Source organism: Romboutsia hominis, from assembly GCF_900002575.1.
Classification (GTDB): Bacteria; Bacillota; Clostridia; order Peptostreptococcales; family Peptostreptococcaceae; genus Romboutsia_C; species Romboutsia_C hominis.
This window is the reverse complement of sequence record NZ_LN650648.1, coordinates 2,028,409-2,054,306: the sequence shown is the minus strand read 5'-3', so window position 1 is coordinate 2,054,306 and position 25,898 is coordinate 2,028,409. Positions and strand designations below refer to the sequence as shown.

Genomic DNA, 25,898 nt, shown 5'->3' with positions numbered 1-25,898 from the left:
ATTGAAGACAATAAAAATAGAAGACGCACTTAAGTTGGAAAATGTAGTTTTTATAGATGTAAGAACTGAATCAGAGCATGAAGAAGATAATATATTAGATGCATTTAGCATGCCATTATTTAAAGACAATGAACATAATGAAGTAGGTACTATATATAAAATGCAAGGAAAACATGAAGCTATAAAAATAGGATTTGATTATGTTGGATATAAATTAAAAGATATATATCTTAATGTATTAGAAGCTGCAAAAAATCATGACAATGTAGTAGTTTATTGTGCTAGAGGAGGAATGAGAAGTGGATCGGTAGTTAACTTAGTTTCTTCTCTAGGCATAAATGTATACCAATTAGAAGGTGGATATAAATCTTATAGAAATTATGTATTAGATTATCTAAGAAATATAATGAATACAAAAGAATTTATAGTAGTTCATGGACTTACGGGAGTCGGAAAAACCGACTTACTTAAAATGTTAGAAGAAAATAACATAGACAATATAGATCTAGAAGGAATAGCTAAAAATAGTGGTTCTACATTTGGATTTATAACATTTGACCAAAAACCACCAAGTCAAAAGAAATTCGAAACTAAAATATTTGAAGAATTATTTTACTCAAACTCAGATTATATATTTATAGAAAGTGAAAGTAAAAGAGTAGGTCATGTTTGTGTACCTAATGAAATATATGATGCTATTATAAGAGATGGTCATCATATATTATTAGAATGTAGTACTGAAAATAGAGTTAAAAGATTATGTAGAGATTATATACATAATCAAAAAAATAAAGAAGAAAACATACAAACTTTAAAAGATTGTATAAATAAATTTAGAAAAAGATTAGGTCATAAGAGAGTAGATGAATATATTAATCTATTAGATGAAGGAAAATACGAGGAATTAGTAGAAAGATATTTAGTAGAGTATTATGACCCTTTATATATGCATTCGGTTGATAAGTATAAATATAATCAAGTTATAAACTTTGATGATATGACTAAAGGACTAAATGAAAGCATAAAATATCACGAGAAGGCCAAAAAGGAGCAATAAAGATGTTAAAGATAGCACTAGAATCACTAGGATGTTCGAAAAACTTAGTAGATGCAGAAATAATGATGGGAATACTAAATAGAAAAGGTTATAAGTTAGTAGGTGATTTTTCTGAGGCTGATATAATACTTGTAAATACATGTGGATTTATAGAATCAGCAAAGCAAGAATCAATAGATACTATTCTTGACTTAGCACAATACAAAGTAGATGGAAATCTAAAGATACTTATAGTAACAGGATGTTTAGCACAAAGATATTCAGAAGAATTAAAAGCAGAAATACCTGAAATAGATGCAATAGTAGGTACAGGAAGTTATCAACAAATAGACGAAATAATAAAAGACTTAGAAAAAGAAAAGCAAGTTGTTAGCTTAAATGATATAGAATTTGCTTTCAACGAAGAATTACCAAGATATGTTACAACTCCAAATCATATGGCATACCTAAAAATAGGTGAAGGTTGTGACAACCATTGTACTTACTGTATAATACCAAAATTAAGAGGTAAATATAGAAGTAGAAAAATGGAAGATATAGTTAAAGAGGCTAAAGATTTAGCAGCTAGAGGTGTTAAAGAATTAGTAGTTATAGCACAAGATACAACTAAGTATGGATTTGATTTATACAACAAAGAAATGTTACCAACTTTACTAGAAGAATTAGCTAAAGTAGAAGGCATAAAGTGGATAAGAGTAATGTATTCTTACCCAGAATCAATAAGCGAAGAATTAGTTATGGTAATGAAAAAATATGATAATATATGTAACTACTTTGATATGCCTATACAACATGCAAGTAACAGAATACTAAAGCTAATGAATAGAAAAACAACTAAAGAAGATATATTATCTAAAATAGAAATGATAAGAAAGCATATACCAGATGCTACAATAAGAACAACTATAATAGTAGGATTCCCAGGTGAAACTGAAGAAGATTTTAATGAAGTTGTAGAATTTGCAAAAGAAGTTAAATTTGATAGATTAGGTGCATTTGCATATTCAAGAGAAGAAGATACGCCAGCAGATAAATTACCTAATCACATAGAACAAGAAATAAAAGAACAAAGAAGAGATAAATTAATGCTAGAACAACAAAAAATATCTCAAGAATTAAATGAAGCTAAAGTAGGAAACACTTACGAAGTTTTAATAGAAGAACAAATAGAAGATAAAGTATATATAGGTAGAACTCAAGGCGATGCAGAAGAAATAGATAGTATAGTTTACGTAAAATCTGAAGATCAACTTAATGTAGGGGATTTTGTAAAAGTAAGAATAGATAAAGCTTTAGAATATGATTTAATGGGAGATGTATTATAAATGAATTTACCAAATAAATTAACTTTATTTAGGATATTCTTAATACCAGTATTTATAATAGTAATGTTACTTAACATACCTAACAAATATTTAATAGCTTGTATAATATTTGTAGTAGCATCAATAACAGATGCTATGGATGGACACATAGCAAGAAAGCATAATCTAGTTACAGACTTTGGGAAATTTATGGATCCACTTGCAGATAAGTTATTAGTTTTATCAGCATTAATATGTATGATAGAAAGTGGCTTAGTAGCAAGTTGGATGGTAATAATAATAGTAGCGAGAGAGCTAACAGTAAGTATACTAAGAGCAATAGCAGCAGCTGATGGAAAAGTAATAGCAGCTAGTGGAGGAGGAAAGTTAAAGACTATAAGCCAAATGGTAGCTATAATAGTATTATTATTAGGAGCAAACTTTAACAATTCACTATTAATTATGATAGGAGATATATCTATATTAATAGCAACACTTCTAACACTTTACTCAGGATGGGAATACTTATATAAAAATAAAGAATTATTCATGAATAGTAAATAATAAAAAGTGGGCATAAACTGCCCGCTTTTTACTTTATACAAAATACAGTTTTAAATATAAGCTAAAGTGTAAATATTAATTTACACAGATACAAGTTATACTAAAACATAAGTTTTATATAAAATGTATAAAAATGTAAATAAAGGTTTATAAATAAAATTAGTATGGTAAAATTTTAATATAGGAAAATAATATAAATGTAAAAACAAATTTTTATTAATTGACTGTAATTAAAAATTAGTATATAATCTATATTACAGAACAAATGTTTGTAAAAAGCGAAAGAAAGGGATGGATATAAATGAGTATAGAACAAGATAAATTAAAAGCACTTAACCAAGCGTTAGGTCAAATAGAAAAAGACTTTGGGAAAGGGTCAGTAATGAAATTAGGAGAAGCTACATCTATGAATATAGATGTTATACCAACAGGTTCAATAGGGCTAGATATTGCAGTTGGTATAGGTGGATTACCAAAGGGAAGAATAATAGAAGTATATGGACCGGAATCTTCAGGTAAGACAACAGTTGCACTTCACACAGTAGCAGAAGCTCAAAAACAAGGTGGAATAGCAGCATTTATAGATGCAGAACATGCACTTGACCCAGTATATGCAAAAGCATTAGGAGTTGACATAGATAACTTAATAATATCTCAACCAGATACAGGGGAACAAGCACTAGAAATAGCAGAAGCACTTATAAGAAGTGGAGCTATAGATATAATAGTAGTCGATTCAGTTGCAGCACTTGTTCCAAGAGCTGAAATAGAAGGGGACATGGGAGACTCTCACGTTGGTCTTCAAGCTAGACTTATGTCTCAAGCGCTTAGAAAATTAACAGGTTCAATAAAAAAATCTAATTGTGTTGCAATATTTATAAACCAATTAAGAGAAAAAGTTGGTATAATGTTTGGAAATCCAGAAACAACAACAGGTGGGCGTGCGCTTAAATTCTACTCATCTGTAAGACTTGATGTTAGAAGAGTAGATAGTATAAAACAAGGCGATAAAGTAATCGGAAGTAGAACAAGAGTAAAAGTAGTTAAAAATAAAGTTGCACCACCATTTAAGCAAACAGAGTTTGACATAATGTATGGTGAAGGTATATCTAAGGTTGGAGATTTATTAGATATAGCAGCAGATATAGATGTAGTTAAAAAGTCAGGAGCTTGGTATAGCTATAATGATATAAAATTAGGACAAGGTAGAGAAAATGTTAAGAAATTCTTATCAGATAATCCTGATTTAATAGCAGAAATAGATGAGAAGGTAAGAGCACACTACAAATTAGATGAAAATAAAGAAAATGCACCATTAGAAGATGAAATAGATAAGCAATAATAACTTAAACATACACCTCCTATTAACTTGACATGAGTTAGAAAAAATTATAAAATTAAAGAGAAATAAAATATCTAAATTTAGTTCTATATATAAATATTCTTAGATAAATATAAATAAAGGTATTTTGTTGTTATTACAACATAGATTATGAAAATACTTATAGTTTATAAACGTATATCATAGTTATGATTGTACTTTAACGATTAAAATCTTAGAAGTGACATTTTGGGATATTAACTAAAGGAGGTGGATGTCATAGAGACTGTAGTAATGCTTTTGATAGGGGCAGCAATAGGTATTATAGCTGGATATTTTGTAAGAAAAAATATATCTGAGACTAAAATTGGACAAGCAGAAAGCTTAGCCAAAGAAATTATAGATAAAGCAAATAGAGACTCAGAAACTATTAAAAAAGAAAAGCAACTAGAAGCTAAGGAAGAAATCCACAAGTGGAGAACTGAAGCTGAAAGAGAAAACAAAGAAAGAAGAAATGACTTACAAAAATACGAAAGAAGAATAATACAAAAAGAAGAAGTTCTAGATAAGAAATTATATAACCTAGAATCAAAAGAAAATAGTTTAAGTGATAAGCTTAAAAATGTAGCAAAAAAAGAAGAAGAAGTAGAAGAAATAAAAGTAAAGCAACTTGAAAAATTAGAAAACATATCAGGTATAACTTCTGATAAGGCAAAAGAGATAATATTAACTAATGCTGAGAGAGAAGTAAGACGTGAAATGTCTATAATGATAAAAGAGATAGAATCTCAAGCTAAGGAAGAAGCTGAAAAAAAATCAAGAGAAATAATAGGTTATGCTATACAAAAATGTGCAGCAGACCATGTTGCAGAAACAACTGTTACAGTAGTTAATTTACCAAATGATGAAATGAAGGGTAGAATAATAGGTAGAGAAGGAAGAAATATAAGAACTCTAGAAACTTTAACAGGAATTGATTTAATAATAGACGATACTCCAGAAGCTGTAATTTTATCAGGATTTGATCCTATAAGAAGAGAAGTTGCAAGAATAGCTTTAGAAAAGCTAATAGCAGATGGAAGAATACATCCAGCTAGAATAGAAGAAATGGTAGAAAAAGCTAGAAAAGAAGTAGATAATATAATTAAGGAATATGGGGAACAAGCAGCATTTGAAACAGGAGTGCACGGACTTCATCCAGAGTTAATTAGACTATTAGGTAGACTTAACTACAGAACTAGTTATGGACAAAATGTACTTAAACATTCTATTGAAGTTGCACATATAGCAGGTATAATGGCAGCTGAAATAGGAGCTGATATAAAATTAGCTAAAAGAGCTGGTTTACTTCATGATATAGGTAAATCTGTTGACCATGAAATGGAAGGTACACATGTAGAAATAGGTATGGACTTATTAAGAAGATATAAAGAATCTAAAGAAGTTATACATGCTATGAGTACTCACCATGGAGACTATGAACCTCAAACAATAGAAGCTGTTTTAGTAACTGCGGCAGATGCTATATCAGCAGCAAGACCAGGTGCTAGAAGAGAAACATTAGAGGCGTATATAAAGAGACTTGAAAAGCTAGAAGAGATCGCAAACTCTTATGATGGTGTAGAAAAATCGTTTGCTATACAAGCAGGTAGAGAAGTTAGAATAATGGTTAAACCTGAAAATGTAAGCGATGAAGATATACATTTATTAGCTCGTGATATGACTAAGAAAATCGAAGATGAATTAGAATATCCAGGTCAAATAAAAGTTAGTATAATAAGAGAAACAAGAGCAATTGAATATGCTAAGTAAAAAAGAGAGTAATTTACTCTCTTTTTTTATTTGTATAAAAGTTAGTATTAGAGCCCTTTATTAATATTTAAATTTTCTAATCATATATAAATTTATAAAAAATATAAAAATTTGCAACTTTTTAGTATTTATGTCAGTCTAATTGTTGTATACATTTTGTGTCATGGCACATTGAAAAAAAGGAGGAACATATGGGAAATGTATTAACATTGCCTTGGCAAGGAAGAAAAAAAGGAGAGTCTAATATAAAGCTAGTTAAAAAGGCTATAAAAGGGGACTCAAAAGCATTTACAGAATTGATGAAAGTTCATAAAGCATCTCTTTACAAAATTGCATATAGTTACGTAAAAGATGAGCAAAAAGCTTTAGATATATTACAAGAGACTACTTACAAGGGATTATTAAATATAAATAAATTGAGTGAACCAAAATTTTTTAAAACTTGGATAACAAAAGTGCTAATAAATGTAGCTATAGATTATTCAAAGAAGGAAGACAAGATAGTTTACATAGAAGAAGAAGCAAATATAGTTGAAAAAGCAAAGGAAATTTCAATAGAAGAAAAATTAGATTTATATGATGCAATAGATAGTTTAAGAGAGCAATACAAAATGGTTATTATTTTAAAGTACTTTAATGACATGACTATTGAAGAGATTTCTCAAAATATGGATATACCAATAAATACAGTTAAAAGCCATATGAGAAGAGCAAAGAAGCAACTAAAGGAAATATTAATGGAGGGCGAGATAAATGAGCAATAAGAAATATGATAATATAAATATACCTTTAGATATAGATGAAGCTATAGAAAAGGGAGTATCAAAGGCATTAAAAGAGAAAAATAAAAATCATAAAAGAAATAATTTGCCTAAAATAGCTGCTGCAAGCTTAGTTGGAATACTTACACTAGGAGCTTTAAACCCAGCGTTAGCATCTAAAATACCTTTTGTAGGTAATGTTTTTGAAGCAATAGAAAAAAATATTTACTTCCCAGGAAATTATTCTCAATATTCTACAGCTATTAATGAAACAGCATATTCAAATGGGATAGGGGTTACACTTTCAGAAGTTGTATGCGATGGGCAATCATTATATATAACTTATGTAGTTGAAAATGAAAAACCATTTAAATATACTTCTTGGGGAAATGGGAAAAAACTAGATATGAATCAATTAATAATAGAAGAAGCTTATAATAAAGTTAGCTTTAGTGATAAAGAACTAGATTCAACTGGATTTGCAGGGTTAGAAGGAAAATTTATTGATGAGTATACATTTGTTGGAGTACAAAAATATAAAATAAATGAAATAAAAGAAGAAGTACCAAATGAATTTACATTTAAGACTAAATTAAAAGTTATAGATAACTATGCTATAAATGAAGGTGATAAAGATGATGTAACTTGGGGAACTTGGGCTTTTAACATTCCAGTAAAAGTAAATAAAGAATTAAGAAATATTATAAATTTAGAAAATGTTGAAAATGATTTTGTAAAAGTTAATTCAATTTCTATAACACCTTTTGATATGATAATCAAAAATTCTTACAAAAAAGGTACGTGGGATGAATATAGAATGACAGTATTTGATGACAAAGGAAAAAAACTAGAACAATCAGAGTCTACAGCAGATAATGATAATAAAGGTGATAAAACTTATTTACAATCACCAAAAGATAGCAAAAACATTAGAGTAGTGATAGAAAAACCTAAATATAAAGAGTTAAAATCACAACCAGGAACATACGAAGAAATAGGTAGTGATGTAGTACTTGATGAAGTCATAAACTTAAAAAAATAATATAGCTTTAAAAAGAGTGCATACTTAAAATTTTATAAGTATGCATTTTTTTATATAAAGAAACAAAAATACAATATAGTACAATACTTATGTATATAAAGATTAAATATAAGCAAGAAAATTGGAAATACTAAATATGTGTAAGTTTATTATAAATAAAAGGAGTGCTAGTATGCTAAAACAATTATCAAAAAATCAGTATGTAAAAATGACTAAAGTTAATGATAAAGAAAAAGAAGTTGAATATGGAGTAGTTCTTAATAAAAATGAAGATAATTATGAAATAATGACAATAGGATTTATAAATAAAAATGGCAACTTTTTAGAATACCCTATAGAATCATACAATCTAGTAGATACTTATAATATAGATGATGCTTATTTTGATGAAGTAAAAGAAAATGAAGTAAGAAGAAAAATGAATATTTGGATGGAAGAACATTATAGACATTAAAAATTTTAAGGGGAGTTATAAACTTCCCTATTTTTGTAAAAACTATAATATAATGATACAATTTATATAATTAAATTAATATAAATTAAGAAGTTTATAGAATACATAGTAAATATAGTAAATTATAAGTTTAAATGCTATAATTATTAGTAAGCGAGGGGGAATATCAGGTGAAAAATTACATAAATATTGACTCTGAACTAGATGCTTTAAAAATAAAAGAAGTAGAAAAAGTATTCTATGAAAATATAGAAAGAGATGTAAAAATAATACCTAAAGTAACACCATTTAAAGGGATCAATACAGATATGTTATATATAAAAGACAATAAAGCGCTATTTATAAAATTTATGGATACAACAGAAGATATATTCTATATCCTAGAAGAAGACCTATTAGAGGTTATGAGTGAAGAAAATGACCTGTTAAGTTTAAAAATGAAGCAGTCTCATAGTGATATAAAATATAATTATGTTTTTGTTATGCCATATGTAGATATAGAAGAAGATTATGGATTTAGCGAATTTATATATAAACATATAATAGACAAAAGTAAACTTGAAGAAATAATGAATGATAAAAAACTACTAGATAATTACCTAGAAGAATCAAATAATGAAGTAACATTAAATTTATTTATGATGGACGTATGCCCTGAGTATTATTTACTTAATAGTAAATATCACTTAAATAAAAATTTTAAAAAGATATCTTTTTATAGTGATGACTATGAGTATAGTGCGACTATGCTAAATCAAAGTCAGCTTATTAAAAGTATATCTATAAAATATGGTGATATACTCTTAAAAGGAGCACCAGGTACTGGTAAAACAGCAATAATGTTATCTAGAGCTATAAAATTAGCTAGAATATATCCACATCATAAATTTTTAATAATAACACCATCAAAACAAGGATGTAATGAGCTTAGAGAAAAGGTTAAATTATTATATAAAAATAATAACAATTTAGAAATACATACATATAGCTCTTTTATATTTAAGCTAGCTAAAAAATACAATTTAGTAATAAACTATAGTTTATTAAAAAAGGACTATGAAAAAGCTTTTGAAAACCTTATAAAGCAAGCTAAAAATATAATAAAAAATAAGAAGATGTTTAAAGGAATATTTGTAGATAAAGGCGAACAGTATTCAAGTGAGGAAATATATTTCTTAAAAGAATTCTTATATAAAACTAAACACATATTCAATGTGTATTCATGTGAGAGTTCAAATATAAGTAATGATTTAAACATATTCAAACCCAATGTAAACAATCTAGCGTTTGATGAAATAATAGAATTAAAAGATAATTATAAACAAACTAAAAGATTAGTGGAATTTGTAAATAATTTCTCTGAAAATGCAAATAATTATATACATTCTTTAAGAGAAAATAAAACTTATAATGAATTTTATAAAAGTATATCTAAAAGAGAAGAAGGTAAATCTGTAGATATAATAAAAGTTAGTGATTTAGATGAACAAATAAGCTCTGTAATATGGGAGATAGAGCATTTAGTAGAAGATAAAGGATTAAATTATAGTGATATAGGAATAGTATATCCATACAATAAAAAGAAATTAAAAAGTGGAAAAATGATATACTTCCAATATATGCTAAGAAAGGCATTAGATGAAGCAGAAATACCTTATATATGTGCAGATGAAGACTTAACTAATATGAGTGAAAAGTTTGGAATAACCATTTCTAATATTTATAATATGAGTAATTTAGAATACAAAGCTTTAATATTATGTGAGTTAGAAATGTTATACAATCATAAAATAATAGATAGAAGTCAGGATTATCAAATAAACGATTTTGTAGGAGATTTAAATAAAGTATATTCGGCTATAAATAGAGCTTGTGATGATTTGACTATAATAACTGCATTTAATGAAGAATCTAGTGATATAATAAAACTTCTTATAGAATCAAATATATAAGTTTGAAACTATAAGAAAAACATAAGTATTTTCTTATAGTAAATAAAACATTATAAACATTATAAGAGTATTATCAGGTTTAATATGCATTATAAAAGTCTTCATTTAGATAATCAAATGAAGACTTTTATATTTATATAAAATTTATAAAGATACTATTTTATAAGGTAAAAATAAGCTAAAACTATTATACCTAGGACTATTCTATAGTATCCAAATACTTTAAAGTCGTGCTTTTTGATATAATCCATTAAAAACTTTATAACAAATACTGAAACTACAAAAGCCACTATAGAACCAGTTAGAAGTACAACCCACTCAAGTCCACTAAATGCTAAACCAGCTTTAGCAAGTTTTAGTGCACTAGCCCCAAGCATAGTAGGTATAGCTAAGAAAAATGAAAATTCTGCAGCTACATATCTAGATGTACCAAGAAGTATTGCACCTATTATAGTAGATCCAGATCTAGATGTTCCAGGTATTAAAGCTAAACACTGGAATAAACCTATACCGATAGCTAACTTATAAGTTACTTGAGAGAAATCATTATACTTAGGTTTTTTATTTCTATTCTCAAGTAGTATCATGATTATACCGTATACTATAAGTGCAATAGCAACTGTTGTAGCATTAAAGAAAGCTGCTTCTATTTTATCATCATACAAAAATCCTAATATTGCAGATGGAAAAACAGCTACTATAACTTTAAGCCATAAGCTTATTGTTTCATTCTTTTGAATAGAAGTTTTTGAACTATCAAAAGGATTTAGTTTTTTAAAGAATATGATAATGACTGCTAGTATTGCACCAAGTTGTATTACAACTAAAAATGTATTTACAAAAGTATCCGAAAAATTAAGGTGCATAAATTCATCTACTAGTATCATATGGCCAGTACTACTTACAGGTAACCATTCAGTTATACCTTCGACAATACCAAGTATTACGGCTTTGAAAATTTCTATTAAATTTGCCATTAAAAAGTTCCTCCAACATAAAATTTTAATATACTAAATTAACGTCAACTTAGAGTATACCAATAAAAATTATAAGGTGTCAACTAAATATAATATATGAAATGAAAGGATAAATATATGAATAAAATTATAGAATTAGATGATTATGAATATGAGATTTTTAAAAACTTTTCGAAAAAACTTAACCCAGCAACTAGGCATGATTACTTATCAAAAATAATAGCATTTAAAGAGTTTATAGATGATAAAGAACTCTTATATGTAGATAAAGAAGATTGTCAAAAATTTATCGATAATGTAAAAGAAAACTATGCAAAGTCAACATCAGAAAAGATATATAGTTATTTACATAGTTTCTATAATTTTTTAATGAAAGAAGAATATATAGAAGTAAACCCATTTAGATATGTAGAAAAGCCTGAAGTAACTAGAATAAAAACTAAAGATGATGTGTTAAGTATTCAAGAAATAAATCAACTAGTAGATTCCATATATAAGTTAACTATAAGAGATAGAGCTATAATAGTATTTTTAGTAACAACAGGATGTTTATTAAATGAAGTAGTTAGTTTAAAATGGAAAGATCTTATGGTAGATGAAAAAGATAACCACTATGTAAGACTTGGCAAAAAAAGAAAAGAAAGGATAGTAAAATTACATCCATATTGTTTTAAGCTATTAGAGGATTACAGAAATTATTCTGGATTATCAGAGGTTATAATGCCTACAGAAGATTTTGTATTTACAACTCAAAAAAGTAATTCTATAACCGATAGAAATGTCAGATTAATAGTTAGAAAAGCGTTAGATAATGCTGGGCTTTGCCAATATTCTGCAAAAGATTTTAGACACTCTTATGCTGCTATAGCACTAAGACTAGGTGCTAATGAATCTGATATAAAGAAGCAATTAGGTTGGAGTGATAAATACTATGCTATAAGGTATAAATATGTATTAAATTTTGTTGATAGTGAAAGTATAGATTATATGATGCAAAAAGAAAATCTTACGTTAAATAACAAATAAAATGAACATAAATAAAAAAAAACTTGTTATGGTTCGTAATATTTTATATAATTATTATATAACAACTTAAGGAAGGTGCGAAAAATTATGATAGATAAAAAATATAGTACATACCAAAACCCTTTAATAGATAGATATTGTAGCAAGGATATGAGCTATATATTCTCTCCACAATTTAAATTCTCAACTTGGAGAAAGTTATGGGTGGCACTTGCAGAAGGTGAAAAGGAATTAGGAATAAATATAACTGATGAACAAATAGAAGAATTAAAAGCTAACATATATAATATAAATTTTGATGAAGCTAGAAAGATAGAAAAAGAAGTAAGACATGATGTAATGAGTCATGTAAAGGCATATGGACTTCAATGTGATAGCGCTAAAGGTATAATACATTTAGGTGCTACTTCAGCTTATGTTGGAGATAATACAGATGTTATACAAATGGATGAGGCTTTAAAACTTATAAGAATAAAGCTTGTAAACTTAATAAACAACTTAAGAGAGTTTGCATTAAAGTATAAAGACGTTCCAACACTTGGATTTACACATTTCCAAGCAGCACAGCTTACAACAGTAGGTAAAAGAGCTACATTATGGGCTCAAGATTTAATACTAGATTTAGAAGATATAAACTACAGAATAGATAATATGAAGCTAAGAGGAGTTAAAGGTACAACTGGAACTCAAGCAAGTTTCTTAAGTCTATTTGAAGGAGATCATGAAAAAGTAAAAGAACTTAATAAGTTAGTTTGTGAAAAGATGGGATATAAATCTTCTTATGCAGTAAGTGGACAAACATATACTAGAAAATTAGATTATCAAGTGTTAAGTGTATTATCTGGTATAGCACAAAGTATGCATAAAATGACTAATGATATAAGATTACTACAAAGTTTAAAAGAAATAGAAGAACCATTTGAAAAGAATCAAATAGGATCATCTGCTATGGCATATAAGAGAAACCCAATGAGAAGTGAAAGAATAGCATCACTTTCTAAATATATAATAGCAGAATCAATAAGTCCTGCATTAGTACAAGCTACTCAATGGTTAGAAAGAAGCTTAGATGATTCAGCAAACAAGAGATTATCTATACCACAAGCATTTATGGCAGCAGATGCTATAATAGAAATAGGTATAAATGTAACTAATGGATTAGTAGTTTACGAAAACATGATAAATAAACATATAAATGAAGAACTTCCATTTATGGCTACAGAAAATATACTTATGGAAGCTGTAAAAAGAGGTGGAGATAGACAAGAACTTCACGAAATAATAAGAGAGTACTCTATGCAAGCAGCTTATAGAGTAAAGCAAGAAGGTAAAGATAACAACTTAATAGAGCTTATAATAAATGATGATTCTTTCAAAATGTCTAGAGAAGAAATACTATCTGTAATGGATCCTAAAAACTTCATAGGTAGAGCTCCAGAACAAGTTGTAGAATTTGTAAAAGAATATTTAGATCCTGCAATAGAAGAGTTTAAAGAGCAAATAGGAATGACAATAGACTTACACGTATAAATTTTTAAAAGTACCATATTATATGGTACTTTTTTAATATAAAATAATACAAAATAAAAATATATAATAAAATTATTTTAAAATAAAATAAAAAGTATTGTCTTAATTAGATTTATAATGTAAACTAATAGTTAGAAAAAGAAATATATATAAACATCTAAGGAGGCAAAATGAACCACGTAGTATCAGATACAATCGCGTTTTTATCAAGAACATTTCCAAAAATATATTCAAGTTTATATTTAGAATATTTAAAAGAATATTCTTCTATAAAAAATGTTAATAAAACGCAATTAAGAGCTTTGATGTTTATCAAAAACTATGGGGATATAAGTATGACCGATCTATGTTCAAAGTTAAACATAGAAAAGGGGAGTTTAACTAGCATGGTTGATGATTTAACAGAAAAAGGATATGTAATAAGAACTAGAGATTTATCAGACAGAAGAAAGTATTTAATAAGTATAACAGACAAGGGAATGAATCTTGCATCAGATTTTATGGAAAAGTTAAGCCAAAAACTAGAAGATAAATTAAGTAAATTAAATGATGAAGATATAAAAAGATATAGGACGCTATAAATACTTTAGAAGATATACTAAATCAAGAAAACTTCAGATAAATATATAAGAAAAATTTTATATTATGAAAATAAATAAAAAAGAGGTAAAAATTATACCTCTTTTTTTACATACAAGGAAATTATATTAAGCATCAGCAGATGATAATTGAGATTTTTTTAGTTCTACGTATTTTTCAAGTCCTTCTTTTAATATAGAAGCAGCTTTTAATAAGTCATCTTCATTTAATATATATGCAAGCCTAATCTCATCACGACCTAAGCCTTCTGTTGAGTAGAATCCTTCAGCAGGACAAACCATAACTGTTTCATTATCTTTATTAAAATCTTTTAGCATCCATATAACGAAATCTTCAGCATTTTCAACAGGAAGCTTAGCAACTATATAAAATGCACCAGTAGGCTTTTTACAAACTACACCATCAACCTTCATTAATTCATTATATAAAACATCTCTTCTTCTTCTATATTCCTCATTAACTTCTTTAAAGTATGAAGTTGGAGTCTTATATAGCTCAACTGAGCCTATTTGTTCTAATGTAGGTACACAAAGTCTTCCTTGGCAAAGTTTTAATATTTGTGCTATAAGCCCTTTATTTTTAGATGCTATAGAACCAATTCTTGCTCCACAAGCACTGTATCTTTTAGATACACTGTCTATTATAACAACTCTATCTTCTATTTCTTTTACATTACCGAAACTTGTATATGAAAGACCATCGTATACAAATTCTCTATAAACTTCATCTGCTATTATCCATAAGTTGTTTTCTATAGCTATTTTACCTATCATATCTATTTCTTCTTTCGTATAAACTGTTCCTGTTGGATTACCTGGGTTGGAAAGTAATATACCCTTAGTTTTCGAATTGATTCTTGATGTGATTTCTTCTTTAGATGGTAAGTGGAATCCTCTTTCAGCTTTAGTTGTTATAGGATTTACTTCTACATTTATACACTGACTAAAGCCATTGTAGTTAGTATAAAAAGGTTCTGGTACTATTATATTATCTCCTGGATCACATATTGCCATAAGAGTGAAAAGTATTGCTTCACTACCTCCATTAGTAATTAGTATTTCATCTTTATCAAAATGCATATCATATGTAGTATAATAATCTTGAAGTGATTTTATTAATTCTGGAATACCATTAGATACAGCATATTCTAATACATTACTATCAAAGTTTTTTACTGCTTCAAAAAATCCTTTTGGAGTCTTTATATCTGGTTGGCCTATATTTAAATGATAAACTTTAATTCCTCTAGATTTTGCATCAAGTGCATAAGGAACTAACTTTCTTATTGGAGAAGACTGCATAGCAGATACTCTCTGTGAATATTTCATTTAAACTACCTCCTATATAATTAAAATAACCAGACAATTTTATAGCCCATAGGAAATAATATTATGACGATAAAGCTTTATAGTAGATTTTCCATAGATAGCTTTAAAAAGTCAATTTATAATTTCAAGATTATAGTAGCATATATGGCGTGAAAAATCTTGTATACATAAATATAAGAATATACACAAATAGTTAAAGATATTAAAAAAGTAGCAAAAAAATGGATATATAATGTAAAATCAATAGTATAAGGCTTTTATAATAAAGAATGTATTTCTAAGAGGTGTTATAAATGAGTAACTTAATAATAGATAACATGAATAATGATAAAATAATAGTAGCAAAGGATAGGTCAAAAAGGCCTATGGATAAAGCTAAAAATTATGAAGAAGTGGAAATATACAATGAGTATGAAGTAAAATGTCCTTTTTGTAGAGGAAATGAAGAATTTATAGAGGATGAAAAATATAAGGTATGTGATAAAAATGGATGGCTTGTAAAATCTGTAAATAATAAATTTCCTATAATAAATGATGAAAAAGAAGACATATATGGCATTCACGAAGTAATGATAGATACCTATAGGCACAATGGTAATTTTTATAACATGACTAAAGAAGAGTTTATTCATATGTTTGAGATGTATAAAAATAGATATAAAAATTTAATAAATGATAAAGGGATAGAGTATGTTAGTATTTTTAAAAACTTTTTAAGAAAATCAGGTGCATCATTAGATCATCCTCATACTCAAATCATATCTCTATCAATTGTACCACCAGAAATATACAATGAAATAAATATAGCAAAGGATTATTATAATCAAAATAAATCATCTTTATATGAAGATACAATAAATAAAGAAATTAAAGAATTTAAAAGAACTATATACAATGGTAAATACTTTTTAGCTTTAGTTCCTTATGCCACTAGATATAGCGGTGAGATAAGAATTATATCAAAAGACAAAATTAGATTTGAAAACATGGAAGACAAACATATAGATGAATTATCTAAAATATTTGAAAAATTATTTAAAAAACTATATAAGGTAAGAGGATATAGTCCTTTTAATCTATATATACATACACATCCAAATAAAATAAAATGTGATGAGTATTATAATTTTCATATGCATATAATACCTAGGAAATATAGTTTTGGAGGATTTGAATTAAGTACAGGGCTATATGTATCATCAATTAATCCTTCAGAATTTGCAAATAAATTAAGGTTTAATAATATAGATTGATAATAATTAAAACTGGGTAATATAAAAATACAATAATAAACTTAGGAGGAATAAATGAAATTAATATCTTGGAATGTAAATGGAATAAGGGCGTGTGTAACAAAAGGATTTTTAGACTACTTTAATGAAGTAGATGCAGATATATTTTGTTTACAAGAAACAAAGCTTCAAGAAGGTCAAATAGACCTTGATTTAAAAGGATATCACCAATATTGGAATTATGCAGAAAAAAAGGGATATTCAGGAACTGCTATATTTTCTAAAATAGAACCTTTAAGTGTATCTTATGGGTTAAATATAGAAGAACATGATAAAGAGGGAAGAGTAATAACTTTAGAATTTGATGACTTTTACTTTATAACAGTATATACACCAAACTCTCAAAGTGAATTAAAAAGACTAGAATACAGAATGAAATGGGAAGATGATTTTAGAAATTATTTATTAGAATTAAATACTAAAAAGCCTGTTGTAGTATGTGGAGATTTAAATGTTGCTCATAAAGAGATTGATTTAAAAAATCCTAAAACTAATAGAAAAAATGCAGGATTTACAGATGAAGAAAGAAATAAATTTACAGAACTTTTAGATTCTGGATTTATAGATACATATAGATATTTTAATGTAGATAAAGAAGGCGTATATTCTTGGTGGTCTTATAGATTTAATGCAAGAAAAAATAATTCTGGATGGAGAATTGATTACTTTGTAGTAAGTGATGATATGAAAGATAGATTAGTTAGTGCTGATATACATACACAAATATTAGGATCTGATCATTGTCCTATAGAATTAGTCATAAAATAATTATTAATAAATTTTATATCACCTTAATATAATGTATAGTAGCATGATTATATTAAATCATAAGAAAAATTTATATTAAGGGGGACAAAATGAAATTATTAGAGCTTAAGCATAAATTAGAAAAAGGAGAATCTTTAGGCGGAGAGGTTATTTATATAAAAGAAGATAATATACTATATGGAATAGAGTGTTTATATGAAGATCGAGAGAATGAATATATAACCTTGCTAAAGTCAAAAGAAGAATCTGTTAAGGTATGTGACTTTTTAAATATATTAAATGAACTATATGCCAATATAGGTGATAAAGATGTATTTATAGGAGAAAAAGAGCTAAATAGAAGTGAAAGTAAAGAAATAAAAAGTGTAGAATTTGCTCAGTATGAGCTTATGAAGATGCTATTTATAAATATTTAAATAAAAAAAGATAGAGTATATACTCTATCTTTTTTTATATTTAGGTTCACCACTTAAAAATTGGCCAGTTTTCCCCATCTTATATGCTAAATCAATAATTTTTTTATCTTCACGAGTTAATGGTCTTTCAAGAAGTTTTTCAAATTCTTTGAATAGTTTATCATAATCTAATTGCTTTTTTTGACTTCTTTTAGAAGAACAAGGTGCTTTAACTGTAGTATACATATATACATCAGGAACTATACTTGGATTATATATTTTAATAAACACTTGAGAAGTATAATATGCATCATTTAAAGCATTATGATATGATTTGTCTTGATTTAATCCTAATATATTAATAGCATTTTGAAGACCAATACTTTTTCCAGCGGGATTATTAAAGTAATTTGAAGCGTGATGTTGTATATTTATATATGATTTAGGCAAAGTTTTAGAAGGTAGACTATAGTAATTTATATTTCTATATAGCTCTTTTAAATCACCAGTTCCCCATACACAAAGCACAGGATTTTTAGTAGAAATAAATTTTTTAAAATCCTTATAAACTTGTGGAAAGGTAGGTGCATCTAAAACATCATCTATAGTGATATTAGTCATTTTACCAACAAAAGGATGAATTTTTTTGTATAGTTGAGGTTTTACATAGCTATTAAAGGTATCTATTAGATTAAAATTGCTATCTAATTTAATTGCACCTATTTGAATTATCTCAAAAGGACATTTTTCATTAGATACTGTCTTATTAATTTTTTTGTCAAAGCCTTGATTAAATTCTAAGTCAAAAACTATATATTCCATAATACTTCTCTCCTAATAATCTTATCTTGTGATAAAATGTATAATTAAATTATAAAATTACTTGTATTAATATATAAAAATACATCTTACTTTAGTATACCCTATATTGATAAAAATGTTAAATAAATGTATAAAAAACAGTAATAAGTAATATCGTGAATATGTTTAAAATATAAATTAATAAAAATATTGCGAACTTTAAAAGCTTAATATATAATAAGTATAAATTAAAATACGAACAAAACGATTTATAAAAATTAAAATATAAAAGTTTTAGGTATCGTGTATATTTTTCAGTACAAAATACATATCTTATAGGGGAGTGTGCTTAAATGCAAAAACTATTATATACAATAGAAAGAGATAATCATAATGAAAAAAATCTTAGAGATATATTAAGTAAAAACAAGCATATAAAGTTTGTATCATTAATGGGTGTTGACTTAGGTGGAAATGCAACTGATGAAAAAATACCTATGGAATTGTTTTTAGATGATATAGATAATTTCTTAGAATCGGCAGTTCAAACTGATGGTTCAAGTGTTGAGCTTTATAATATTGCTACATTAAACAATGCTAAGGTAGATTTAATGCCAGATACAGAGTGTACATGGTTTATAGATTATAATTTTGAGCATATAGATGAAGAAACTAATTTGCCTGTAGGTACCCTTAGAATACCTGCATTTTTAATACATGAAAATAAAAAAGTTTGTTCAAGGGGAATACTTAAAAAATCAGAAAAATATTTTAAAAACTCTATAATAGAGTTATTTAGGGAATATCCACATCTTATAAATAATATAGGAATAGAAAAAGCAGATGATATAGAAGATATAATACTAACAGCTGCAACTGAATTAGAGTTTTGGGTAAATACTCCAGAAGATAAAGCTGACTTAGAGAAATTATCGGTATCTCAAAGCTTAAAAGAACAGTACTGGAAAAGAACACATGGAATAATAAGAACGTGCCTAGAAAAGTCAATAATAGTACTTCAAAAAATGGGAATAAATCCAGAAATGGCACATAAAGAAGTAGGGGGAATAAATAGTTCTATAAGTATAGATGGTAAAACTAACCACGCGATGGAGCAATTAGAAATATCATGGAAATTTTCTAGCCCTATACAAACAGCGGACAATGAGTTATTAGTAAGGGAGATAATAGAAGACGTATTTACGTCTCATGGACTTGAAGTAACATTTAAAGCAAAACCTATACATGGAGTTGCAGGTAGTGGAGGACACACTCACGTAGGAGTTAGTGCAAAATTAAAGGATGGAAGTATAAAAAATTTATTTGCGCCAAGAGATATGAATAAAGATTATGTAAGTGAAATTGGTTATGGAGCACTTATGGGTATCCTTAAAAACTATGAAGTATTAAATCCTATAGTAACGGCAACTAATGATGGATTTAATAGACTGGTTCCAGGGTTTGAAGCACCTGTTTGTATAGTTACATCTCTAGGTCATAGCTATAAACTACCATCAAGAAATAGATCTGTATTAGTAGGGTTAGTAAGAGATATTAAAAACCCTAAAACAGTAAGATTTGAACTAAGATCTCCAAATCCACTTTCAAATACATACTTAGTTGTAGCTGGATGTTACCAAACTATGTTAGATGGAATAAAAGCAGTAGCTAAAAGTAAATTAACAACTAAGGAACTTGAAAAAGAAATATCTAAAGATATAGGAGAAGAAAGTTTTTATTTAGAAAAAAATAGATCATACAGAGATGAAAATGATGTATTTGAGTATTATACAATTGAAGAGAGAAATGAAAGATTCTCAGTACCACCAGCAACTGTTTATGAAAATATGAGAAATCTAGAAATAGATAAATCTAAGGTAGACGTGTTAAAAATGGGAGATGTATTCACAGAAGCTATAATAGATTCATTTAAGACAGGTGCTATAGACAAGTGGACAAAGGAATTAAATAATAGAATAATACAAAATGATAGAGAAATAATAAGAAATTGTGTAAAATTACATAATAATGAAAATATGGACGCTTTAGATGAAGTTACATGGAATAAAATATGTGATATAAAGTTTAAAGTTATGAAAGATACATTAACTAAAAAATCACTATTTACAGAAATAAAAGAAGCTATAGAATTTAATGATTTTGAAAAAGTATCAAAGTTACAATTAGAATTAAATGGATATATAGAAGATATTCAAGCACTATATGCAGATTACAAAAAAAATATTTACTAAAGTAAAGGAGCTATCTCAAATAGAGAATAGCTCTTTTTTATATACAAAAAATTATATTTTAAGCAACTGACAAAGTCGTTGACGGCATAAAGTATTTTATCTACATGTCGCTTAGGTGAAGTAAATTTTTATAATAAAAAATTAGGAAAGTTTACTTTATTACTTAACAATAATTCTTAAATTGAATAAAAAATGTAATAAAAATGTAAAAAATAGTTAATACTGATAAATAGTTTTAAAAGGAGTGAAAAAATGAGAAAAAATATATTTACTTATATGTTAATTTTATTAGTATGTATTTTGCCATACAATAATGTACATGCATCAACAGAATTACAAATTGATAGACTAATAGAAAATGAGCAAAAGCAAAAGGAAATATCTAAAAAAATAAATGAACTAGACTTAGAATTAAAAAAAGAAGAAAGTGAATCTATAGAAGTTATAAGTATAAGCTTTTTAGAAGAAGATATGGATCTAGTAGAAGAAAAAGAATATTCATTACAAGAAAACAAAAAAGCATTAGAAAAAGAATTAGAAAATATAATGATAGATAGTATACAAATCCAAAAGAGCATAGAGAAAGAGAAGAAAGAGTATTTAGATAAAAATAATTTAAGTTTTATACCTGGCATATGGCCTTTAAAATCATATTATGAAATAAGCTCTGCATATGGACAAAGAATACATCCAATAACTAAAAAAGCAAATTTTCATAGAGGGATAGATATACCTGCTCCTAAGTCTACTGAAATATTAGCTAGTGATGATGGAATAGTAGAGTTTTCTGGTAGTCAAAATGGGTATGGTAATGTTGTGAAGGTAAAACATTTTGATGGAAAGACAACAGTATATGCACATAACTCATATAATAGAGTTAATAAAGGTGATATAGTAAAAAAAGGACAAGCTATAGCGGAAGTTGGAAGTACAGGAAATTCAACTGGTAATCATGTCCACTTTGAGATTTTATTAAATGGAGAAACTACAAATCCTATTGATGGAGTAATAAAATAATTTAAATATATTAAAAAGGAGGGTAATATACCCTTCTTTTTAGCATAAAATAAATTATAATAAAGTAATCAAAAAACATAAGCCTAATCTATAAGTTAAAAATTTAGAAAATTTAGAAAATTTAAAAAGGGATGATGCCATGAAAAAAGATTTTCTATTAGATATGCTTTGTTATATACTTTTACCTTTGGGGGTTTGCTATATAAGTGAATGGAAAAGTCTAGAGTATATAGCTATATTATTAATAGTGCCAGGAATACTTTATTCACTTTATACATTTAAAAGCCAACATAGATTAAACATTACAGCAATAATATTTTCTTGCATATATATAATAATACATTTAGTAAAAAAAGATATGGATTCAAGCTTTGAAAAATATGCATATGATATATATATCCTAATAGGAATATTAGTAGCTATAATTATTAGTAATTTATTAAAAAAAGATATAGCAAGTGCTTTATACACAGATATACTAAGAGCTAATGGTCATAGTAAGTATATTATAAAAAATAATATAAGAAAGTATAATCTTTGTAATGAATTTAATAGAATTTCAAATATAATAAATATTCATATTTTAGCTATAATATTTATTAAGTATTACACTATAATAAATTATAGCAACGAAAGTTACAAAATAACATTAACATTAGAGATGTTAGTAAATATATTATTTCTTATAGGAGAAATATATATAACATATAATATATTTAATCATGCTAGTAAAAAGTTAAGAAATAAAAATACAAAGGTATTAGAAAGCAAAAAAGACAATATAATATATTTAGATAAATGTAAAAAAGCTAATAAATAACAAGTGTATTACTTGTTATTTATTAGATTTAAAATACTGTCTCCAATACTTTCATTTTCTATAGTGTTTTTAAAAGATTTCATATTGCACTTCATAAAATTAAATATAGAATCAAATTTATTTGAAGCTATACTATTAAAAATATCTTTTAAATCTTCATCATTTGTATATACTAATCCAATTCCTTTATCTATTATGAATCGGGCATTTTCTATTTCTTGTCCTACCTTAGGAAGCTTAACGACAACTGGTGTTTGAGAAAGAATTCCCTCAAAAAGTGTTGCCCCTCCAGGTTTAGTTATCATTAAATCATACTCTCTTAGCAGATTGTGCATATCAGTAACAAATCCTAAAACTTTAATATTGTTTAAAGGTTTTTTTTCTTTTAATATATCATAAAGCTTCTTATTTTTACCAGTAACAATAGCTATTTCTATGTTATTACAGCTATTTTCTATAAATTCATCAATCCAATACATGAAATCTTCATCTATATCAAATAAACCTCTACCACCACCAAGTAATAAAATTTTATACTTATTAGATTCTTTTGTCTTATTCTCAATACAAAATTTTTTGTTTATAGGTACACCAGTTACTTTTATAGATTCTGGATTAATACCTTTTTGAACATATCTATTTTTTATTTCTAATGATGGTACAAAATACATGCTTGTATCTGGATATATCCATTCGAGGCTATCAACTACATCTGTGACAACTGTTAGTGTGGGAATATTAATACTAGGGTATTTAATTTTAAAATTATACACACAAGCAGCAGCAAGAGGAAACGTTGATATAATAACATCAGGATTTACATCTAATATAAATTCGATAAGCTTAGGAGTATATAATTTATGAGCTATATCATGTTTTGAATCAAAGGACTTTTTTAAATAATAATAGTAGTTATATAGTCCAGGAACATATTTAGTATTGTTTTCATAAAGTTTTACCATTGGTTTATTCATCCTAGGTATACTAGCTGTTATAAAATTTTCTATTATTACATTAACAGAAGAATCCTTTTCTAAAATATAGTCTTTTATGGCATTTGCTGCACTTATATGTCCTGCACCAAATTGAGCAGTAAGAATTAGTACAGTCTTTTTATTATCTATATCCATTAAATATTCACCTCTAAAAAATTACCTTAATAAGTATAATTTATTATAACCATATAAGGAAAAATAAGCAATAATAGAAGTTGATGTTAGCTTCTAAATGTATATAAATAATTTGTAATTTAAAATTTTATAGAGGAAATATCAAATAAGAATTGAAAATAATAAATGAGGTGGTGATATGGAAAATATTAATAAAATTAATGTAAAAGATGATTATAATAGAGAATATTTTATAAAATTATCAAAATCTATAGTATACACAGCAATTGGAATAATTATATTTTTTATACCTATTAAATTAAATGGACAAGTATTGAATTTAATATATCATATATCATATAAGCTTCAAAGTAATATGAAACATTTCATAGAAGTGTGTATTGTATTTTATTTAATTATAGGAATGTTTAAAGAAATATTAAAATGTAACTTGAAAAATAAAAATATTCTTATTATTAGTAGAATTGTAGCATTAATTTTCTTAGTAAATATATTTTTTGGAAGTAAAAACGGACTTTTAGGAAATGATAATGTATATCTTCTTATAGAAGAAGTAGTCTTAAATACAATAATTGTATTTACTATAGGTGTTTTATTTATGCCATTTTTAGAATATGGATTGTTAGAATTAACAAGTGTTTATCTAAATAAATATACAAAATTGTTATTTAGAATAGATGGTATAAGCTTTTTAAATATATTGGTATATATTTTTACAAATCCATTTTGTGGAATGTTTATGACTAATAAATTATATAGAGAAGGTAAATTAAAGGAATATGAAGCTTGTAATATAATATTAAATTTTTCAATACTTTCATACCCAATAGTTATTTATATATGTGGATATCTAAATATAAATCTAGCTTATGCCATTACGGTGTCAACTACTGTATTAATATTAATAAATATAGTATTAAGTAGAATATATCCAATATCTAAGAAGAAAAAATCATATTATTTAAAAAGTAATAAAAAAAATAGTTACCCTAAAAAGGATAAATTAAAAAAAATAATAAAATATTATTTATCTAATAGTGATAGTAAAGGTCTATTTAAAGCAATTATAGATAATTTAGAAGAAAGCATAAGTATATCTATAAATCTTATACCAAATATAGTTATATTTCTATATATAGGGCAGATAATATTAAATAGTGAGATAATAATAGAAATAATAAAGATTTTGATTAATCCAGTATTAGATATTTTGCAAGTTAAAAATATAAATGAGTTAGTAGGATTTATAATAGATGTATTTTATAACACTATAATAGGAATAAATAATGTAGATAAAAGTATAAGTATACAAACCAAAATTTTAATTTGTATAATAGGAATTTTAAGTTGTACATCTATTAGCACAAATATTATATATATAGCTAATAATAAAATGGCATTAAAAATAAATATAAAAGAGTTTATAATATCTTATTTACTTAGAATAAATTTAATTATAATAATATACATATTTATAGCTTACTTGTATAGTGGATATTTAATATAAGATAGGGAGCTATTTAAGCTTAAAATAGCTCCTTTTTCAAAATTATCAACTTAAAGGATAATTTTAATATTAACTTATTATAAATTACTATTGTGCAAAACAAAGTACTGTGCTATTATATAATCACTATTGTAATAAAACAATGTAGTGTGTTATACACAGTAGACTGCTTAATGAGAGGAGGAGTT

General features: G+C 26.2%; 23 protein-coding genes. 19 read left to right on the top strand and 4 right to left on the bottom strand.

The genetic code is table 11. The annotated features are described in order from the left end of the window. Position 1 precedes the first annotated feature (1 nt). The 9 genes from mnmH (at position 2) to FRIFI_RS09950 (ending at position 10,267) form a co-directional block, all read left to right on the top strand. Positions 2-1,057, top strand: a complete 1,056-nt coding sequence (gene mnmH, locus FRIFI_RS09985; protein ID WP_166505765.1) for a tRNA 2-selenouridine(34) synthase MnmH — start codon at positions 2-4, stop codon at positions 1,055-1,057. A 2-nt stretch (positions 1,058-1,059) separates the two neighbouring features. Next, entirely contained in the window at positions 1,060-2,382 is a 1,323-nt protein-coding gene (rimO, locus tag FRIFI_RS09980; RefSeq protein WP_176579612.1) for a 30S ribosomal protein S12 methylthiotransferase RimO, read from the top strand. Next, positions 2,383-2,925: a CDP-diacylglycerol--glycerol-3-phosphate 3-phosphatidyltransferase gene (gene pgsA / locus FRIFI_RS15030; RefSeq protein ID WP_092924794.1), complete on the top strand. Its 543-nt coding sequence runs from the start codon at positions 2,383-2,385 to the stop codon at positions 2,923-2,925. It abuts the gene before it with no gap. Between the two features lie 301 nt (positions 2,926-3,226). Beyond that, positions 3,227-4,267 carry a recombinase RecA gene (gene recA / locus FRIFI_RS09975; protein WP_092924796.1) on the top strand — a complete coding sequence of 347 codons (1,041 nt, stop codon included), beginning with the start codon at positions 3,227-3,229 and terminating at the stop codon, positions 4,265-4,267. Positions 4,268-4,516: 249 nt separating this feature from the next. Next, entirely contained in the window at positions 4,517-6,058 is a 1,542-nt protein-coding gene (rny, locus tag FRIFI_RS09970; RefSeq protein ID WP_092924798.1) for a ribonuclease Y, read from the top strand. A 191-nt stretch (positions 6,059-6,249) separates the two neighbouring features. Continuing rightward, on the top strand, positions 6,250-6,822 hold the full coding sequence (locus FRIFI_RS09965; RefSeq protein ID WP_166505764.1) for a sigma-70 family RNA polymerase sigma factor: 573 nt from the start codon (positions 6,250-6,252) through the stop codon (positions 6,820-6,822). Next, positions 6,812-7,861, top strand: coding sequence for a DUF4179 domain-containing protein (locus tag FRIFI_RS09960; protein WP_166505763.1), 1,050 nt, complete (start codon positions 6,812-6,814; stop codon positions 7,859-7,861). The genes FRIFI_RS09965 and FRIFI_RS09960 overlap by 11 nt, the downstream gene beginning before the upstream one ends. Positions 7,862-8,033: 172 nt before the next feature. Next, positions 8,034-8,315: a hypothetical protein gene (locus FRIFI_RS09955; RefSeq protein ID WP_092924804.1), complete on the top strand. Its 282-nt coding sequence runs from the start codon at positions 8,034-8,036 to the stop codon at positions 8,313-8,315. A gap of 170 nt (positions 8,316-8,485) precedes the next feature. Next, positions 8,486-10,267: a UvrD-helicase domain-containing protein gene (locus FRIFI_RS09950; RefSeq protein ID WP_166505762.1), complete on the top strand. Its 1,782-nt coding sequence runs from the start codon at positions 8,486-8,488 to the stop codon at positions 10,265-10,267. Between the two features lie 155 nt (positions 10,268-10,422). Here the strand turns inward: FRIFI_RS09950 and FRIFI_RS09945 are convergent, their stop codons facing one another. Next, positions 10,423-11,244 (bottom strand): undecaprenyl-diphosphate phosphatase, encoded by an 822-nt coding sequence (locus tag FRIFI_RS09945; protein WP_166505761.1) that lies wholly within the window; start codon positions 11,242-11,244, stop codon positions 10,423-10,425. 117 nt (positions 11,245-11,361) lie between these two features. Between FRIFI_RS09945 and FRIFI_RS09940 the strand changes: the two genes are divergently transcribed. The 3 genes from FRIFI_RS09940 to FRIFI_RS09930 all read left to right on the top strand — a co-directional run bounded on the left by FRIFI_RS09940 (position 11,362) and on the right by FRIFI_RS09930 (position 14,381). Beyond that, entirely contained in the window at positions 11,362-12,270 is a 909-nt protein-coding gene (locus FRIFI_RS09940; RefSeq protein WP_166505760.1) for a tyrosine-type recombinase/integrase, read from the top strand. Positions 12,271-12,357: 87 nt separating this feature from the next. Then, the gene (gene purB / locus FRIFI_RS09935) at positions 12,358-13,800 is read left to right on the top strand and encodes an adenylosuccinate lyase (RefSeq protein ID WP_166505759.1); all 1,443 of its coding nucleotides are present in this window, start codon (positions 12,358-12,360) and stop codon (positions 13,798-13,800) included. Positions 13,801-13,970: 170 nt separating this feature from the next. Next, the gene (locus tag FRIFI_RS09930) at positions 13,971-14,381 is read left to right on the top strand and encodes a MarR family winged helix-turn-helix transcriptional regulator (RefSeq protein WP_242977249.1); all 411 of its coding nucleotides are present in this window, start codon (positions 13,971-13,973) and stop codon (positions 14,379-14,381) included. Positions 14,382-14,507: 126 nt separating this feature from the next. Here the strand turns inward: FRIFI_RS09930 and FRIFI_RS09925 are convergent, their stop codons facing one another. Next, positions 14,508-15,728, bottom strand: coding sequence for a pyridoxal phosphate-dependent aminotransferase (locus FRIFI_RS09925; RefSeq protein WP_092924816.1), 1,221 nt, complete (start codon positions 15,726-15,728; stop codon positions 14,508-14,510). A 293-nt stretch (positions 15,729-16,021) separates the two neighbouring features. Between FRIFI_RS09925 and FRIFI_RS09920 the strand changes: the two genes are divergently transcribed. From FRIFI_RS09920 to FRIFI_RS09910, 3 genes are all read left to right on the top strand, one after another. Continuing rightward, on the top strand, positions 16,022-16,981 hold the full coding sequence (locus tag FRIFI_RS09920; protein ID WP_166505758.1) for a galactose-1-phosphate uridylyltransferase: 960 nt from the start codon (positions 16,022-16,024) through the stop codon (positions 16,979-16,981). Between the two features lie 54 nt (positions 16,982-17,035). After that, positions 17,036-17,788, top strand: a complete 753-nt coding sequence (locus FRIFI_RS09915) for an exodeoxyribonuclease III (protein ID WP_092924820.1) — start codon at positions 17,036-17,038, stop codon at positions 17,786-17,788. Between the two features lie 89 nt (positions 17,789-17,877). Beyond that, on the top strand, positions 17,878-18,204 hold the full coding sequence (locus FRIFI_RS09910; RefSeq protein WP_092924822.1) for a hypothetical protein: 327 nt from the start codon (positions 17,878-17,880) through the stop codon (positions 18,202-18,204). 24 nt (positions 18,205-18,228) lie between these two features. On the opposite strand, the gene FRIFI_RS09905 is transcribed toward FRIFI_RS09910, so the two are convergent. Then, complete coding sequence (locus tag FRIFI_RS09905) at positions 18,229-19,005, bottom strand: 3'-5' exonuclease (protein ID WP_092924824.1); 777 nt, start codon at positions 19,003-19,005, stop codon at positions 18,229-18,231. A gap of 332 nt (positions 19,006-19,337) precedes the next feature. Here FRIFI_RS09905 and FRIFI_RS09900 point away from each other — a divergent pair, with 332 nt between their 5' ends. The 3 genes from FRIFI_RS09900 to FRIFI_RS09890 all read left to right on the top strand — a co-directional run bounded on the left by FRIFI_RS09900 (position 19,338) and on the right by FRIFI_RS09890 (position 23,073). After that, complete coding sequence (locus FRIFI_RS09900; protein ID WP_166505757.1) at positions 19,338-21,236, top strand: glutamine synthetase; 1,899 nt, start codon at positions 19,338-19,340, stop codon at positions 21,234-21,236. 252 nt (positions 21,237-21,488) lie between these two features. Then, on the top strand, positions 21,489-22,253 hold the full coding sequence (locus tag FRIFI_RS09895; RefSeq protein WP_092924828.1) for a M23 family metallopeptidase: 765 nt from the start codon (positions 21,489-21,491) through the stop codon (positions 22,251-22,253). 139 nt (positions 22,254-22,392) lie between these two features. Beyond that, positions 22,393-23,073, top strand: coding sequence for a hypothetical protein (locus FRIFI_RS09890; protein ID WP_166505756.1), 681 nt, complete (start codon positions 22,393-22,395; stop codon positions 23,071-23,073). An 8-nt stretch (positions 23,074-23,081) separates the two neighbouring features. On the opposite strand, the gene FRIFI_RS09885 is transcribed toward FRIFI_RS09890, so the two are convergent. Beyond that, positions 23,082-24,203, bottom strand: a complete 1,122-nt coding sequence (locus tag FRIFI_RS09885) for an MGDG synthase family glycosyltransferase (RefSeq protein WP_166505755.1) — start codon at positions 24,201-24,203, stop codon at positions 23,082-23,084. Between the two features lie 178 nt (positions 24,204-24,381). Between FRIFI_RS09885 and FRIFI_RS09880 the strand changes: the two genes are divergently transcribed. Further along, positions 24,382-25,710: a hypothetical protein gene (locus FRIFI_RS09880; protein ID WP_166505754.1), complete on the top strand. Its 1,329-nt coding sequence runs from the start codon at positions 24,382-24,384 to the stop codon at positions 25,708-25,710. The last annotated feature ends 188 nt before the right edge of the window (positions 25,711-25,898 follow it).